The following is a 14,235-nucleotide window of genomic DNA, read 5'->3' as shown; positions in this document are numbered from 1 at the left end:
GGTATTTTCCTTTGTTCAGTCGTTGGCCAGCCGGGCGGGTTTCTCTTTCAACAGGTATTTCGGGAACGAGCTGACAATGCTCTGATAGAGCATCTGCGCATCCGCGTCAGGCTCATTCGATGTCGGCGATGTCTTGCCTTTACCCGACAGGAAATCCCCGACAGCCGTCGTTGTCTGCGGGCCAAGGATACCATCCGGGAAACCTGCCGACAAATCCTGCGCGTTCAGTTGCTCCTGCAGGGCCTTGATGGAGGGAAAACTGGCCGGCACCTGCAACCAATCCGACAGGGCCGCCGGATTTTCGATCACGGTGACGCGCCAATCCCCGCCAAAGGGCGCGCGGCCGGTGACGATGGCGGCGGCGGCACCATCGCTGCTCATCTCAAGCCGCTGGACCGGTGCGCCGGTGGCGATCCGGCCGCGATAATTCAGTCCGGTGCCGTCGAAATCGAACCGCAACACGACACTGGCGGACGTGCTGCTGACATGCACCTCGCGGCCCTTCGCATCGGTGGCAAGATCCGTCAGCACCGCATCCTGCGCCCCCGAGGGCATGAATTTTCCCAGATCGAGTTCAAGCGCACCAAGGCGGGACAGGAAATGGGTATTGCCGAAGGGTTCGATGCGAAACAGCGACAACTTGTTGGTGTTCGGGTTCAGCACCATGATCGCCTTGCTGGCCCCATCGGTGGAAAACGGCGTATCGCCCAGGTCGATCACCGCATGGCGCACGGCGTCAAAGGTGGGCTGGCGTATCTGACCCTTTTCCATCTGCTCGACCAAGAAACAATCGCCGGCCGCGCTGCGCTCCGACCCCAGGTCGAGCTTTCCGAATTCCAGCGTGGCCTGCCCCGCTGTCGAGGCAAGGTAGTGGTCAACGCCATCAATGGCAAAAATCGAAAGCTGCGAGACTCCGCCGCACCTGAACTTGAGCTGCGGATATTTGCGTGCATCACCGTTCTGCACATCCTCGCGGCGCGGAAAGGGGCTGGCGGTATAGCTGCTGGCACTGGCCAGGATCGCATTGCCACCACTGTCAAAGGCGATGGAGGAATATTGCGAAATCCCCAGGTTCGAATTGGCTTCGACCACTTCAAAGGCAGTACCTGCGGCCTCGTCCCGGCCAAATGCCACCGCCTTGCTGCCCGCCTGACTGAAGGAACCACGCGCGCTGCCCAGGCCAACGGAATAGAGCCTCTGATCCGGCCCCAGTACCATTTCATTGGCCAGAACCTGCGTGTTCTGGTGGTGAACAAGGTTGAGCGGATCAAGCTCCCATTGCAGCAGATGCCCCTCTACCGCGACGAATAATTCGCGCCCGCCCGGCGCAAACTCAAGGCTTTGGACAAAGGGCAGGTCAAAGATCGTCTCGAACCGCAGCCGGCTATCGGACTGTGCCTCTGCGGCACCCGCCGGTGTCAGCAGCGCAAGGCTCAGGGCGATCAGATATCTCTGGAACATTCGTTTTCCCTTGGCAGTTCTTCTTCGCCATCCGCGACAGCCTCAGTCAGGCTGGGACCATCCTTAAAGATTTTGCAGGGCATTGCCGAGCCTTCATTCGCAGCCGCAGGATCGCGCAGCAGATCAATCAGGGCGCGGGTGTGAATGTGGTACATGGCTTCCCCTTCGGCACTGCCGGGGACAAGTTCAAACACCTGAAAATAATACATGCCGTCCCAGTCGCTGCCCGGATAGCGGCGCTGCGCACCCCGGATCAGATCCAGCAAGGCACCCTGCTGACGGCTCCACTGAAAGCTGCCCCTGGTCACGGCATCTGACGCGGGGTAACCCGCATTCTGGCCCGAATGACCGGCGGGATAGCAATTGTCAGGCGATGTGTCGCCCGCAAAGGGCCAGTTGATCAGGTTCTGGCTTGGCTTGAACGGCCCTTCAATGGGCACATAGAAGTTGCGGTTTGTCGGATCCTGATCGTTGGGCGTGCCGGGGGGGACGTCAAATGCGATCGGGGTGAAGCAAAAGACAAGCTCTTCGGCATAGGGCGGGCCGGAAAGCGCCCGGTCATAGGACAGGCTGATCGCCACGTCGTTCTTCGCACTGACAGAACCCGACAGGGTCCATTCCGGATTGCCCAATTCGCTGGAGATCCGGGTGACGGTAGGGCGCAGGGGCGGCAGGTCGCTCGGCTTTTCGACCAGTGTTTTATTGGCCGCATGCAGCATCTGGTTGGCGGCCAGAATCTCCAACCCCTCCGTTTGCGGCAGCCCGGGCGTGCCCGTTCCCGCCCGCTCAGCCGCGCTGGCGAGCCAGTTCTGGTTGCGCATCAGCGTATTGACCTGGGTCATCAACAACTCGTTGCGCTGCGCCAGCGTTTCAACCTGTTCCTTCAGCGCATCCTTTTGCGCGTGCAGCTCTGCCATATCCTCCCGCGCGGCGGTCAGGCCTTCGCGCAATTCGTCGATGGCGCGCAGGCGAATGCGGTCGCTGCAGGGGATATCCAGATATTCCTGCGTGCCGATCTGCAAGGGGATCAGGTCAAGAAAGGATTTCACCAGGGTCACATGAACCTCGTCCCGCACATCGCTGCCGCTGTCCGGGTTGATGGCAGAGACCAGACCGATCACCCGGTTGTCGGGGCCAAGTACGGGCGATCCGCTGTCGCCCTCGATGATGGTGCCTTTCGGCCCGGTCATCACCACCACACTGCCCGCATCACCCAGATTGGACCGGCCATAGGCCTTGAGCGTGATGCTCACCTCCTTGGGCTGAAAGACGTTGCCGTCGTTGAATTTCAACACCCGGTAGCTGGCACTCGCGGTGATGTCGCAGGCGCTCAGGTCGAAAGGGGTTGCCGTCAGATCGGGAAAACCGATGCGGGCCGCGTCGATGCTCTCGAAAGGTGAGGTCGTCACGATGCCCTGCGGATATTTCTCTGCAGGCGTGCCCTGATACCGCTTGGTCGCCCCAACCTCCACCGTGACATCCCGGCGCGGGATGAAAACCTTGTCGGAAGAGGACATGTTCATGTAATTCAGCGCCTTGCCGGTGACGTGATCTGCGGTGATCAGAATGCCCGGCGCCACGGCCCAGGCGGTTCCCTTGACCGGTTGCAGCGCGGTGCCATCCGCGCCCAGCCCTGTCACCACCACCCGGAACAGCTGCCGGGTTTGCAGAAATTCCGGCCAGTCCTGCGCCGCAGCAGGTGCGCCCCACAGCGCCACCAGCAGCGCCGCAGCCTGCAGGATGCGTGACAATAGCCGCTTCATGATTCCTCCTCCAGCACATGCAACAATTCTTGCGCGATGCTCCTGTCGCCAATCCGCGCGCTTACCAGATAGACCCCTTCGGCAGGCGCAGGCAGGCTGGCAGTAAAGACAGCCAGCCCCCCGGCGGCAAAGGACAGACCCTCGTTCACCCCGACCGACTGCTGCCAGACCGGCGCCTCCGCCCCATAGGGCGTCAGCATCAGTTCGATCTGCGCGGTTTGCAGATCATCGCTGTCGAAATTCTGGGCAGGGTCGGCGTTCAGATCCAGCCGGAGGTCAAGATTCTGCCCCACCCCTGCAATCTGCGGCATCGCCATCAGAGCCAGCGATTCCACATCGCCTCCGCCGACGAAGATCCGCTCCGAATTCACCATCTGCGGTACGGTCTGCACCGGGTCGATCAGAACGTTGTAGACGTAACGATGTACCTCGTCGCTGCCGACGATGAACGGGTGTTTCGCGCGCAGGACAAAGGATTGATTGCCATCGGCCAATGCGCTGCCCTCATAGACCGTGCCATCGCCGCGTGCGCTGATCCGGTAGGTGATACCGGCCCCGTCGCCCGCAGCTCCGCGCGCCACATACATCGTTTCACGGGTGCCATCGACCAGCCTGCCTACCATGACGTGATTGGCATTCACCGTGTCGGGCAACCCCTGGGCAAAGACCTGGTCCAGCAACGCGCGGTTCTGCAATCCGATCCGCAGCAAGGCGCGTCTGGAGGCGCAATGCGCATAAGGACAGGGATCAACCTCGAACCCCAGCACCAGCCTGGCCCAATAGGTCTCGTCCAGCGCGGCCACGACCGTGTTCTGGGGCCGGCCCGCCGCCCCCACGGCGCAGCAGTTTTCATAGGAAGGGATCAGCTCATAAGGACCAACCATGGACAGAAGGATGTTCTGAATCTCCCGCTTGCCCCCGATCAGGATCTGGCTCAGCCGGCCCCAGCCCTCAACCAGCGTGCTGGCCACATTGACCGAGCCCTGATGCGGCGTGGCGATCTCGACAAATGTGTGCAGGCGCGATGCCTCGGAAAAGCGGTTGTCGGCCCCGATGCCGCGCCAGCCCTGGTCGCCAAGGGTGCCGTAGGCGGCATTGCAGGTCGCCGCCCGCGCCGCTGCGGGCAGATCGGTATCCATCTCCGGATCGGTACAGAAATCCTGCGGGCGCAGATCGGACAGGAACGCCCGTGACAGCAAGCCCCCCATGGAATGGGCAACGATATCAAACTGCTCGCCCGCCGGCACTTTGGCCTTCACGAATTCGTTCAGCAGAACCGCGTTGGCGAAATTGGACCGCCGCCAGTCATAGGCAAAGACAAACAGGTCCGTACCCTCGACATAATCGCCCAGGATTTGCTGCTGCGCGGCGCTGTCAAAGATCGACCGTTTGCCCACCAGAAAGTCGATCAGCCCGGAATAAAGACCGACGTTTATCGTGCCAAACACCAATGGCACCTTCCGCAGGGCATCGGTCGGCGTGAGGGCCACCGGCTCACCCGTTTCGGGCAGCAGGTCAAGCTGGCGAAAGTTGGAAGATTTGAGCGAACTCACCCGCCCCCAGATCACCTCATCCGACTGGTTCGACAGTTCCGACCCGACGATGCCTGGAATGACGATCAGCTTGCGGTCAACCTGCGACTGCGCGGGCAGCGCGCCAATCGACAGGACAAATGCAAGAAGGAACTTCAATACCCGATATGTCATGAGAAAACCCCGGCTGCATAAAATATGAAAAGAATAACCTGGCAATATTCTACCCATGGTAGCGCCCATGGGCGATTCGAGGCAAGGCTGCTGAAATTGCTGCCAAACTCCCCCCGCCATCACCCGATTGTCCAACGCAAACGGGGCAGGCAACGCTGTCACCTGCCCCGCGATAGGGGAATCTGAAAACGTCCTGAGCGCGGCTCAGGACCCATTGATCCTACAGCGTCTGCAACAGGTCCACCGATGGATCGCCTGTCGCGGCGCGGCCGATGCTGGATTGATAGGCGGCAATCGCCTTGCGGCTGTTGGGGCCGATCACGCCATCCGCGCCGTCGGTGTCAAAGCCCTTGGCAGTCAGCCGTTTTTGCAACTGGATGCGCTGATCCTTGGTCAGGCCGTACTTGTCGGGGGGAAAATTGCCCCTGATCGGCCCGCCGCCCGCAATACGGTCCGCCAGGTGACCGACGCCGATCGCATAGCTGTCGGAATTGTTGTAGCGCTTGATCACGTTGAAATTGGAGGTGACGTTGAAGGTCGGTCCGCCCGGCTGCGGCTGAAGCGCCCGGCCCGCCGGTGCGCCATTGCCAACCTCGCCGCCCCAGCGGGTGCCGCGGGTCCAGCCGTTGCGCTGCAGGTAGGCGGCAGTCGACGCCAGCGAATCCGTCGGATCGTCCGACCAGATATCGCGCCGCCCGTCGCCGGTGAAATCGACGGCAAAGGCCTCGTAAGAAGTCGGGATGAACTGGGTATGGCCCATCGCTCCCGCCCAGGAACCGGTCATGTTCTGGGCCGTGGTGTCCCCGTTCTGGATGATCTTCAGCGCCGCCAGAAGCTGCTTTTCAAAGAACGCGCCACGCCGCCCGTCAAAGGCCAGCGTCGAGGTGGAGGAGATCACCGGCACATTGCCGCGCCGCTCGCCGTAGAAGCTTTCCAGCCCCCAGACCGCCGTCACGATCTCGGGTGCCACGCCATAACGGCTTTCGATGGCCGCCAGGGTGCTGCGGTGCCGGGCAAAGGCCGCACGTCCTTTGCTGACCCGCTCGTCCGAGGCGGCAATGGCGAGGTAATCCTCCAGCGTGCGGGAAAACTCCGTCTGGTTGCGGTCGCGGGTGACCACGCCGGGCAGATAGCCTGCGCCGCGAAAGCCCGCACTCAGGGTAGAGGGTGAAATGCCCTGCCCGGCAGCCCGGTCGCGAAAGGAAGCGACCCAGGCATCATAGGCGCCATTGGGCACCGGGCGCAGGTCGTCGGGCAGGCTGCTGCCGCCGCCACTGCCCGCAACCGGCCCCAGCGCGCCGCCGCCCGTGGTGCAGGCCGCCAGACCCAGCGCACCCAGCCCAAAGGTGAAATTTCTACGTGTCGAATTCATTTTACTGCCCCGTTTCTCGGATTTTTCCTGATGGTAACCCAAGAAAAACCCCGCGCAAAGCGGGGTTCTAGCGCATGTGCGGCTTTACGCTGTTCAGCCGGTCAATCGACCCCGGCGCCAAACAGGGGCACGGTGGACATCGACATCTTGGCCGACCCGTTCTGCACGTCGCGGGCGTGGCTGACATAGATCAGCGTCTGGTTCGCCTCGTCAAAGATGCGCTTGACCCGCAGTGTCTTGAAGATGATGGAACGGCGTTCGCTGAACACATCCTCCCCTTCGTCGCTCCGGTCGATCTCGCCGATCTCGATCGGCCCGGTCTGACGGCAGGAGATTGAGGAATTGGAAGGGTCCTCGAACCAATTGCCCTTTTGCAGGCGGTCGATGAGCCCCCGCTCGAAATAGGCAAGGTGGCAGGTCACGCCCTTGACCTTGGGGTCCGCAACCGCTTCGACCACGATGTCGTTGCCCAGCCAGTCGACATCCACGTTTCCCACGACCTCGGCCGCAGCGGGCGTGGTCAGACCAAAAGACAGGAACATGGCGATGGCGGGAGGCAGGCAATTCAGTTTCATCCAACCGAACGCACCAATGCGCCGAAGGTTCCGCCGGGTTGCAATCGCTGCAAGCGGCCCGGTGTGACCGGCGGCGCAGGCCGGGCGGCGCCAGACTGGCGACAAAGCCCTGTTCACCTGATGTCGAACGTCATGCACCTATGACTCAACGATGCGGAATCTGCTGAATCCTGTCTGTGGGCATCGCCAAGCAATCCTGACCCAATCGTCGGGCATTTCCGACCTAGACCGGGCTTTCAACGCAGGAGGCGCGTGGGTCCGCTTTGCGAGACTTTTTTGCCGTTCAATCAATGGAAACCAAAGCCCGGAACAAGCCGAAGGCGCCGGGCCATCGCCTGCCCGCCCCTCGGGTAGGCGATTTGGTGAGGCTGGGTGTTCCCTCGTTAGGATTCATCAAAGCTGAGACATAAAGTGGCATGAACATAGGTCAGTATCGCCCACCCCGGGCAGGCGCTGGCCCGGCTTGCGCTTTGCGTCACTTCGGGCTCAATCCCGCCGTTCGCTGCATTTTTAACGAATGACCGCTGCGCTCTTGCCCGGCGATGTGACACAAAGCCGGGTTTGACTGGCATATGACACCCGAAAATGGCGATCCCTGAAGGACTCGAACCCTCAACCTGCTGATTAGAAGTCAGCTGCTCTATCCAGTTGAGCTAAGGGACCGCTGCGCGGGGTTTTCCATCATCGGGGCCGGCTTGGCAAGCCTTCTGGCCCACTCTGCGTGATCTATTCCGCGACGGCCTCCACCGGCCTAGATCGCCTCGGCCGCCAGTTGGTCCGCCGCCTCGATCGCAAGGGCGGCCATGCGCAGCGCGCTGTCCCGGTCGGACGCGACCGCAATGAACCGTCCCGCGTGGCAGAACCGGGCACCGGGCACGCCGCTGGCCTGTTGCAGGTCCTGATCGCTCAGCCCCGCCCAGGCCGCAGGCAGATCCGCACGCAGCGCGAAACTGTCGTCGCTCTTCCGGATCCCCGTGATCGCCCAGTCGGTGTCGCGCGGATGCACCACAAACCACAGGTGATCCGCCCCCGCCTCCAGGATCGCGGCACGAAACGGCATGCCCATCGGCAGTTCCAGCACCCGCGCCGCGCCCGCGAGGGCAATGGCATCATGGACAATCGTGGCCGCGCGCAGCTTGGCCGCCTTTCCGGCAATCGCCGCCTCGACAAAGGCGCGGGCGATGGGCAAGGCGGCGGTAAAGGCATCGTCATCCGCCTGCGGACTGCGGTTGTCGAAGACCGGTTTCAGCGTTTCCAGCAGCACCGGCAGGGTCAACCCGCCAAGTGGCCCCGCAACGCCGGGGTCCAGCGCCCCGTTGTCCATCAGATCGACGGGCAGCACAAAATCGCGGTCAAACCCCGCATGAACCGCCTCAATGTCGCTCTCCGGCACGGCAAGGGCACGCAGGTAATCGCGCCCGTAACTGGCCCAGATCAGGCCAAAGGAACTATAGGGCTGACCATCCGCCCGCAGGGGGCCGGGCACCTGGTGATGGTCGAAAATGCCCGCCGCGGGGTCGAACTGCCGCCCCACATCATAGATGATCCTGTCGGGGGCCGGGGTGATCCAGCGCGCTTCCCGGCTGCGGACACGTTCAGCCTCCGGATACAGCCGGGTCAGAACAACCGAGGACAACAGCTCATCCGCGTGAAAGCCCCCCGAATGGGTGACCAGATACCGGATTGCCGCTTTGGGTAGGGTCATGGGTGCTGCGATCCCGGATCACTGGGTTTCAAAGTGGATCGGATGTGACCCTGCCAACATGCTGGTTTTCGCAATCCGGTCGCATCACCGGTCATGTCCGGCCGATCTGGCAGATCATGGATGATCCGGCTGCCGGCCACAGGCCCGGCTTCAGTGGGTCCAGGCACCGCGGCGGCCGGTTGCAAAATTTTCCCCGTAGCCGCCGGGGCGGACATTCGGCTTGCGCTTGTGCGGCTCTTGCACCTGGGCGTCGATGCCGTGCTCGCGGGCGTATTCAACCGCCTCTTCACGCGTGTCAAAGCGCAGTTTCACCTGCGCCTGCGTGTCGGATGAAGAGGTCCATCCCATCAGCGGATCAACTTCGCGTGCCTCTGATGGTGCAAATTCCAGAAACCACATCCGTGTCTTTGCCGTGCCTGATGACATGGCCGTGCGGGCGGGCTGATAGATGCGTGCGCGCATGAGACGCTCCTTGGTCTGTGTTGCGATCCTGTATCGGCCATTCGCAGGTCTGGGGCAAGGCCTTCGTCGGGATAATGCGGAATGCCCCTTACAAATGCTGCGCCGCAGCATTATCTTGGTATCAGTTTTCGAAAGGAGCTTTCGATGTACCCTGTAAATCTGATTTCGCTGACAACCAATGCCGTCCTGCTGGCGTTGGAGGCGCAAACCGTCATGGCCCTGCGGCTGATGGCCATGGCCGGGCTGATCCCGCAAAAGGCGGGCGAAAACACCCGCATGGTCTCTGAAAAGCTGCCCGCCCTGAACAAGGCCAATGCCGCGGCAAGCAAGGCCATCATGGCAGGCAAAAGCCCCGATCAGGTGATATCCGCCGCAATGGTCCCGCTCAGCCGCAAGGTCAGGGCGAATCGGAAGCGCCTGATGAAATGACACGGGGTGTCCGGTATACTGCTGACATAAGCTGGCAGTTGCCCGCCATCCCCCCTTGATCCTGCCGCCAAAAACGACACCTATGGGGCTCCCCACCCGAGGACGCCACAGATGCCCTACGCCCAGACTGACAGCTCTGAAATCGCGCCAATTCTGTCCAACCCCGCGCCCGACGTGCGCAACCGCCCCAAGCTGGAGGGCGGAAGGCGGTTTCGCCTGCAAACGGAATTCGAGGCCGCAGGCGATCAGCCCACCGCCATCGCGGAACTGTCGCAGGGGGTGAAAGACGGCGAAAGGGACCAGGTCCTTCTGGGCGCCACCGGCACCGGCAAGACCTTTACCATGGCGAAAGTGATCGAAGAGACCCAGCGCCCCGCCATCATCCTGGCCCCGAACAAGACGCTGGCAGCCCAGCTTTACGGCGAATTCAAGGGGTTCTTCCCGGACAACGCCGTCGAATACTTCGTATCCTACTACGATTACTACCAGCCGGAGGCCTATGTCGCCCGGTCGGACACCTATATCGAGAAGGAATCCCAGATCAACGAACAGATCGACCGGATGCGCCATTCAGCCACCCGGGCGCTGCTGGAACGCGACGATGTGATCATCGTGGCCTCGGTCTCCTGCATCTATGGCATCGGGTCGGTGGAAACCTATGGCGCGATGACACAGGACCTGAAAACAGGCTCCAGCTATGACCAGCGTCAGGTCATCGCCGACCTTGTCGCCCAGCAATACAAACGCAACGACGCCGCCTTTCAGCGCGGGTCGTTCCGGGTGCGCGGTGACAGCCTTGAAATTTTCCCCGCCCACCTGGACGACCGGGCCTGGCGGCTGTCCTTCTTTGGCGAGGAGTTGGAAAGCATTACGGAATTCGACCCGCTGACCGGGGAAAAGACCGATACTTTCGACCAGATCCGCGTCTATGCCAACAGCCACTATGTGACGCCCAAGCCAACGATGTCCCAGGCCATCATCGGCATCAAGAAAGAGCTGCGCACGCGGCTCGACCAGCTGGTTGCGGATGGCAAGCTGCTGGAGGCGCAGCGGCTGGAGCAGCGCACGAACTTCGACCTTGAGATGCTGGAAGCCACCGGCGTCTGCAACGGCATCGAGAACTATTCGCGCTACCTCACCGGCCGCGCCCCGGGCGAGCCGCCCCCGACCCTGTTCGAATTCATCCCGGATCATGCCATTGTTTTCGCGGACGAAAGCCATGTGAGCGTGCCGCAGATCGGCGGCATGTACAAAGGCGACTACCGGCGCAAGTTCACCCTGGCCGAACACGGCTTCCGCCTGCCCTCCTGCATGGACAACCGCCCGCTGAAGTTCGAGGAATGGGATGCGATGCGCCCGCAATCCGTCTTTGTCTCTGCCACCCCCGCGGCCTGGGAGATTGAACAGGCCGGCGGCGTGTTCACCGAACAGATCATCCGCCCCACCGGCCTGATCGACCCGCAGATCGAAATCCGCCCCGTCGAAATGCAGGTGGATGACCTGCTGGACGAGGTGCGCAAGGTGGCCGCCGATGGCTACCGCACGCTTTGCACCACGCTGACCAAACGCATGGCCGAGGATCTGACCGAATACATGCACGAACAGGGCATCCGCGTGCGCTACATGCACTCCGACATCGACACGATCGAGCGGATCGAGATCCTGCGCGACCTGCGGCTGGGGGCCTTTGACGTGCTGATCGGGATCAACCTGCTGCGCGAGGGGCTGGACATTCCCGAATGCGGGCTGGTGGCGATCCTGGACGCCGACAAGGAAGGCTTCCTGCGCTCCGAAACCTCACTGATCCAGACCATCGGCCGCGCCGCGCGCAACGCCGAGGGGCGCGTCATCATGTATGCCGACCGCATCACCGGCAGCATGGAACGCGCCATGGGCGAAACCGAACGTCGCCGTGCCAAGCAACTGGCCTATAACGAAGAACACGGCATCACCCCGCAGACGGTCAAGAAAAACGTCGAGGATATTCTGGCCGGTCTCTACAAGGGCGACGTGGACATGAACCGCGTCACCGCAAAGGTGGACAAGGCCCATGGCGGCAACCTGCAGACCGTGCTGGAAGGGCTGCGCACCGACATGCGCAAGGCGGCCGAGAACCTGGAGTTCGAAGAAGCCGCCCGCCTGCGCGACGAGGTCAAGCGGCTGGAGGCGGTCGATCTGGCCATCGCCGACGACCCGATGGCGCGGCAATACGCGGTGGAGAAAGCCGTCGGCGACGCGCAAAAAGCCTCAGGCCGCAGCACCGGCGGCCGCGGCGGCATGCGCGGTGGGAAAAGCAGGTATGGGGGGAAGCGGTGAGGTGACGGGTGCGCAGCGGAGCACGGCTTCAACCTTTGAAGCGAAGACGCTCGGGCTCAGTCTGGAATTTGAAGTTCTCTATGGCTTCGATGACGCCAGCACGAATGCGCGAGCCAAGCCAGAACCCTAAAAGAAGTTCGCTTGTTACTTTAGCTCTAAGCCACCTTTCCAACGCCCGACAAATCCCCGCGACCCGCCAGCAGCCCCTCCACAGAAATATCTTCGTCCAGCGACTCCCAATGCAGTCCGAATGGGCTGATCTTTACAGCGTCACGCTCTGCTTTCGTTGCCCCCAACAAACGTGGAAACCAAGCCAAGGGCACACCAATCACGCGACCATCCGACAAGGCAACCCACATCTGATCGTCGTCGAAATGCACCTTTTCAGCCGAAATGGTCATACCATGCTCCACTAATGTCTTCCTGCCGTTCTACCACGATTTGCACCAGTTTGCGCAGGGTTTTTGAATTTAGTCCTGCACTTCTCGCGAGTTCGACTTCCGCGCCGACCCAAAACTTGGCTTCACCATCCGCGCTCACCGCATGAACATGCACTGGTTCACGCGGGTCTCCCTCATTTGAATAGAAAAAGAAGCGGAACCCGCCCTGTCGAAAGATCGTCGGCATAATACGAACTATGTCAGAAATCACGAACAGGACCAGAGCTTTACAACGCCCACCGCCCTCGACCACGTTTTCTGCAAAAAAAAATCAACAAAAAGGCGGGCCATCCAGCCCGCCTTCCGCATTCAACCGCCTGTCAGGCAATCACATCCAGTAATACGGCACGCCGTAATGATCGAACGTCCGCCGTTCCCAGGCGCGGTCGCTTTGCCAGCCCTCGGGGCGCTCGGGCGCGCCTTTCAGTGTGTCGGCGTCGATGTCGGTCACATACCCCCCGCGGGAGGGGTCATAACGCAGGGCGTTCCACGGGATCGGGTGATGGTCTTCACCCATCCCCAGAAATCCGCCAAAACCCATGACCGCATAGGCCACATTGCCGGATTTCTTGTCGATCATCAGATGATCAATATGGCCGATCTCGTCACCCTTCGTGCCGAAAACCGCCGTGCCGTTCACATCACTGGAAGAAACCAGAGATGCAGTCGAAGACATGTCATTCATAACGTGTTCCTTTCTTGAGTGCGTGTCTGACAGGAAAACGCCCCTGGCGATCTTCGGTTCCGCAGCCTGCTGGCCACAGGCGGATAACAGCGCAGTCGCAGGACCGATTGATCCTGATCAGTCGTCATCCACCTTTTCAGGCAGGCCATCGTGGTCGGTACTGGCATAATCCTCCAGTTCCGCCTCGGTCATGGTCTCGTACATCTCTTTCGACGCGCCCTGCAGTCCGGACACCCTGGTCTCGCCACGTTTGGCAGAGAGGGCGGCACCGGCGGCGCGCTGCTGGGCTTTGGATCGGGCAGGCATGGCTGTTCCTTTCGGTTGAGGTCGGGTTACCGCTCAACTCAGGTGGCCGCAGCGATGTTCCGCAAATCCCGGCCTACCCGCTGAACCCTGTTTCCAGCACCACCGGCACGACGATCTCTTCCTCGTCGGTCAGATGGCGGTTCAACAAGGTTGTGAACCCGTTCAGACGATCCAGAAACGGCCCGATCTCGCCGCCTTGCAGCACGGCATTGGCCCCATCGGCCATCCCGTGCAGCAAACCGTCCATCGCCTCATGATCCGTCTCCAACAGCTCAAAGCCGCGTTCCAGACGCCCATCCAGCGTGATCAACTGCGGAAAATAATGCTGATCCTCGATCTGGTGGTGCCCGTGAAGCTGGTTCAGCAGCATCCCGCCATATTGCGACAGCCGCGGCGCATAGGTGGCAAAATCGACGCGGCCATCGGCCAGCGCCTGCGCGTCGCTCTGCAACAACTCGGTCAATTGCCGGAACATGGCATGCCGTTCCATCCAGAAGCGGATCATCTCGCCAAAGTTGGGATGCGCTCCCCAATTTGCTCGCGGATAGGCTTCGGCCAGAACCCGCAGGGCATCCGGCAGGCCATTGCGCCGGTCAAGCGCCAGTTTGGGGTCAGAGATCATCCGCATTCCATAGCGATTACAATGCGCTGCCGCAAGCTGCGGAACTTTTTCCGATCACGTGGAGTTTATCCAGCAATACGCAATATGTGATTCAAGGAGACACCCAATGGAATATGGCCTCTTCGGACTGATCGTCCTGATCGCCGATATCTACGCAATTTATCAGGTGCTGACATCAACCGCGTCAACGCTTGCGAAAATCATCTGGACCGTCGTCATTCTGGTGCTGCCGGTGCTTGGCTTCATCGCCTGGCTCATCCTCGGCCCCCGCGGCAGCCGCGCGACGATCTGAACCCCAGACATTTACGGATCAGCCCGGAACCTTGTTCCGGGCTTTTTCGTCGCCCGGCCTTTTGCACAGGGCCAGGGCCGGTAATCCTTTTTTAATTTGAA

At 61.4% G+C, this 14,235-nt stretch carries 15 protein-coding genes and 1 tRNA gene; 3 read left to right on the top strand and 13 right to left on the bottom strand.

The genetic code is table 11. The features are described from left to right. Window positions 1–15: 15 nt before the first annotated feature. The 8 genes from PVW51_RS06515 to PVW51_RS06480 form a co-directional block, all read right to left on the bottom strand. Window positions 16–1,461 carry a peptidoglycan-binding domain-containing protein gene (locus PVW51_RS06515; protein WP_274574098.1) on the bottom strand — a complete coding sequence of 482 codons (1,446 nt, stop codon included), beginning with the start codon at window positions 1,459–1,461 and terminating at the stop codon, window positions 16–18. Then, window positions 1,443–3,224: a hypothetical protein gene (locus PVW51_RS06510; protein ID WP_274574096.1), complete on the bottom strand. Its 1,782-nt coding sequence runs from the start codon at window positions 3,222–3,224 to the stop codon at window positions 1,443–1,445. The genes PVW51_RS06515 and PVW51_RS06510 overlap by 19 nt, the downstream gene beginning before the upstream one ends. Continuing rightward, complete coding sequence (locus PVW51_RS06505; RefSeq protein WP_274574094.1) at window positions 3,221–4,930, bottom strand: lipase/acyltransferase domain-containing protein; 1,710 nt, start codon at window positions 4,928–4,930, stop codon at window positions 3,221–3,223. The genes PVW51_RS06510 and PVW51_RS06505 overlap by 4 nt, the downstream gene beginning before the upstream one ends. A gap of 220 nt (window positions 4,931–5,150) precedes the next feature. Then, window positions 5,151–6,302 (bottom strand): lytic murein transglycosylase, encoded by a 1,152-nt coding sequence (locus PVW51_RS06500; protein WP_274574093.1) that lies wholly within the window; start codon window positions 6,300–6,302, stop codon window positions 5,151–5,153. Between the two features lie 101 nt (window positions 6,303–6,403). Continuing rightward, window positions 6,404–6,844: a CreA family protein gene (locus tag PVW51_RS06495; RefSeq protein WP_274574410.1), complete on the bottom strand. Its 441-nt coding sequence runs from the start codon at window positions 6,842–6,844 to the stop codon at window positions 6,404–6,406. Between the two features lie 619 nt (window positions 6,845–7,463). Next, a tRNA-Arg gene (locus PVW51_RS06490) sits at window positions 7,464–7,540 on the bottom strand. 88 nt (window positions 7,541–7,628) lie between these two features. Further along, window positions 7,629–8,582, bottom strand: coding sequence for an MYG1 family protein (locus PVW51_RS06485; protein ID WP_274574092.1), 954 nt, complete (start codon window positions 8,580–8,582; stop codon window positions 7,629–7,631). 150 nt (window positions 8,583–8,732) lie between these two features. Further along, a complete protein-coding gene (locus PVW51_RS06480) occupies window positions 8,733–9,044 on the bottom strand; it encodes an ETC complex I subunit (protein ID WP_114272766.1) in 312 nt (103 codons plus the stop codon). A 144-nt stretch (window positions 9,045–9,188) separates the two neighbouring features. Between PVW51_RS06480 and PVW51_RS06475 the strand changes: the two genes are divergently transcribed. Beyond that, on the top strand, window positions 9,189–9,473 hold the full coding sequence (locus PVW51_RS06475) for an antifreeze protein (protein ID WP_274574091.1): 285 nt from the start codon (window positions 9,189–9,191) through the stop codon (window positions 9,471–9,473). Between the two features lie 111 nt (window positions 9,474–9,584). Beyond that, window positions 9,585–11,789, top strand: a complete 2,205-nt coding sequence (gene uvrB, locus PVW51_RS06470) for an excinuclease ABC subunit UvrB (RefSeq protein WP_274574090.1) — start codon at window positions 9,585–9,587, stop codon at window positions 11,787–11,789. Window positions 11,790–11,944: 155 nt separating this feature from the next. Here uvrB and PVW51_RS06465 read toward each other — a convergent pair whose 3' ends face one another. The 5 genes from PVW51_RS06465 to PVW51_RS06445 form a co-directional block, all read right to left on the bottom strand. Beyond that, window positions 11,945–12,190, bottom strand: a complete 246-nt coding sequence (locus PVW51_RS06465) for a DUF2442 domain-containing protein (protein ID WP_269367432.1) — start codon at window positions 12,188–12,190, stop codon at window positions 11,945–11,947. Further along, the gene (locus tag PVW51_RS06460) at window positions 12,174–12,416 is read right to left on the bottom strand and encodes a DUF4160 domain-containing protein (RefSeq protein WP_274574088.1); all 243 of its coding nucleotides are present in this window, start codon (window positions 12,414–12,416) and stop codon (window positions 12,174–12,176) included. Before PVW51_RS06460 ends, PVW51_RS06465 begins: the two co-directional genes overlap by 17 nt. Window positions 12,417–12,557: 141 nt before the next feature. Continuing rightward, window positions 12,558–12,914 carry a PRC-barrel domain-containing protein gene (locus tag PVW51_RS06455; protein ID WP_274574087.1) on the bottom strand — a complete coding sequence of 119 codons (357 nt, stop codon included), beginning with the start codon at window positions 12,912–12,914 and terminating at the stop codon, window positions 12,558–12,560. Window positions 12,915–13,031: 117 nt separating this feature from the next. Continuing rightward, the gene (locus tag PVW51_RS06450; protein ID WP_274574086.1) at window positions 13,032–13,220 is read right to left on the bottom strand and encodes a DUF3008 family protein; all 189 of its coding nucleotides are present in this window, start codon (window positions 13,218–13,220) and stop codon (window positions 13,032–13,034) included. Between the two features lie 73 nt (window positions 13,221–13,293). Beyond that, entirely contained in the window at window positions 13,294–13,842 is a 549-nt protein-coding gene (locus tag PVW51_RS06445) for a hemerythrin domain-containing protein (protein WP_274574085.1), read from the bottom strand. Between the two features lie 106 nt (window positions 13,843–13,948). Between PVW51_RS06445 and PVW51_RS06440 the strand changes: the two genes are divergently transcribed. Beyond that, a complete protein-coding gene (locus PVW51_RS06440; RefSeq protein ID WP_114272772.1) occupies window positions 13,949–14,134 on the top strand; it encodes a PLDc N-terminal domain-containing protein in 186 nt (61 codons plus the stop codon). The last annotated feature ends 101 nt before the right edge of the window (window positions 14,135–14,235 follow it).

It is taken from the genome of Sulfitobacter sp. PR48 (assembly GCF_028807335.1).
Classification (GTDB): Bacteria; Pseudomonadota; Alphaproteobacteria; order Rhodobacterales; family Rhodobacteraceae; genus Sulfitobacter.
Note: the sequence above shows the minus strand (reverse complement) of the source record. Positions and strands in the feature narration are given on the sequence as shown.

What these genes read in the sequence shown, in the direction of transcription:
- PVW51_RS06460 (WP_274574088.1), bottom strand. Translation starts at nt 12,416, where the DNA reads ATGCCGACGATCTTTCGACAGGGCGGGTTCCGCTTCTTTTTCTATTCA.
- PVW51_RS06510 (WP_274574096.1), bottom strand. Translation starts at nt 3,224, where the DNA reads ATGAAGCGGCTATTGTCACGCATCCTGCAGGCTGCGGCGCTGCTGGTG.
- PVW51_RS06505 (WP_274574094.1), bottom strand. Translation starts at nt 4,930, where the DNA reads ATGACATATCGGGTATTGAAGTTCCTTCTTGCATTTGTCCTGTCGATT.
- PVW51_RS06515 (WP_274574098.1), bottom strand. Translation starts at nt 1,461, where the DNA reads ATGTTCCAGAGATATCTGATCGCCCTGAGCCTTGCGCTGCTGACACCG.
- uvrB (WP_274574090.1), top strand. Translation starts at nt 9,585, where the DNA reads ATGCCCTACGCCCAGACTGACAGCTCTGAAATCGCGCCAATTCTGTCC.
- PVW51_RS06475 (WP_274574091.1), top strand. Translation starts at nt 9,189, where the DNA reads ATGTACCCTGTAAATCTGATTTCGCTGACAACCAATGCCGTCCTGCTG.
- PVW51_RS06500 (WP_274574093.1), bottom strand. Translation starts at nt 6,302, where the DNA reads ATGAATTCGACACGTAGAAATTTCACCTTTGGGCTGGGTGCGCTGGGT.
- PVW51_RS06485 (WP_274574092.1), bottom strand. Translation starts at nt 8,582, where the DNA reads ATGACCCTACCCAAAGCGGCAATCCGGTATCTGGTCACCCATTCGGGG.
- PVW51_RS06495 (WP_274574410.1), bottom strand. Translation starts at nt 6,844, where the DNA reads ATGTTCCTGTCTTTTGGTCTGACCACGCCCGCTGCGGCCGAGGTCGTG.
- PVW51_RS06440 (WP_114272772.1), top strand. Translation starts at nt 13,949, where the DNA reads ATGGAATATGGCCTCTTCGGACTGATCGTCCTGATCGCCGATATCTAC.
- PVW51_RS06450 (WP_274574086.1), bottom strand. Translation starts at nt 13,220, where the DNA reads ATGCCTGCCCGATCCAAAGCCCAGCAGCGCGCCGCCGGTGCCGCCCTC.
- PVW51_RS06480 (WP_114272766.1), bottom strand. Translation starts at nt 9,044, where the DNA reads ATGCGCGCACGCATCTATCAGCCCGCCCGCACGGCCATGTCATCAGGC.
- PVW51_RS06455 (WP_274574087.1), bottom strand. Translation starts at nt 12,914, where the DNA reads ATGAATGACATGTCTTCGACTGCATCTCTGGTTTCTTCCAGTGATGTG.
- PVW51_RS06465 (WP_269367432.1), bottom strand. Translation starts at nt 12,190, where the DNA reads ATGACCATTTCGGCTGAAAAGGTGCATTTCGACGACGATCAGATGTGG.
- PVW51_RS06445 (WP_274574085.1), bottom strand. Translation starts at nt 13,842, where the DNA reads ATGATCTCTGACCCCAAACTGGCGCTTGACCGGCGCAATGGCCTGCCG.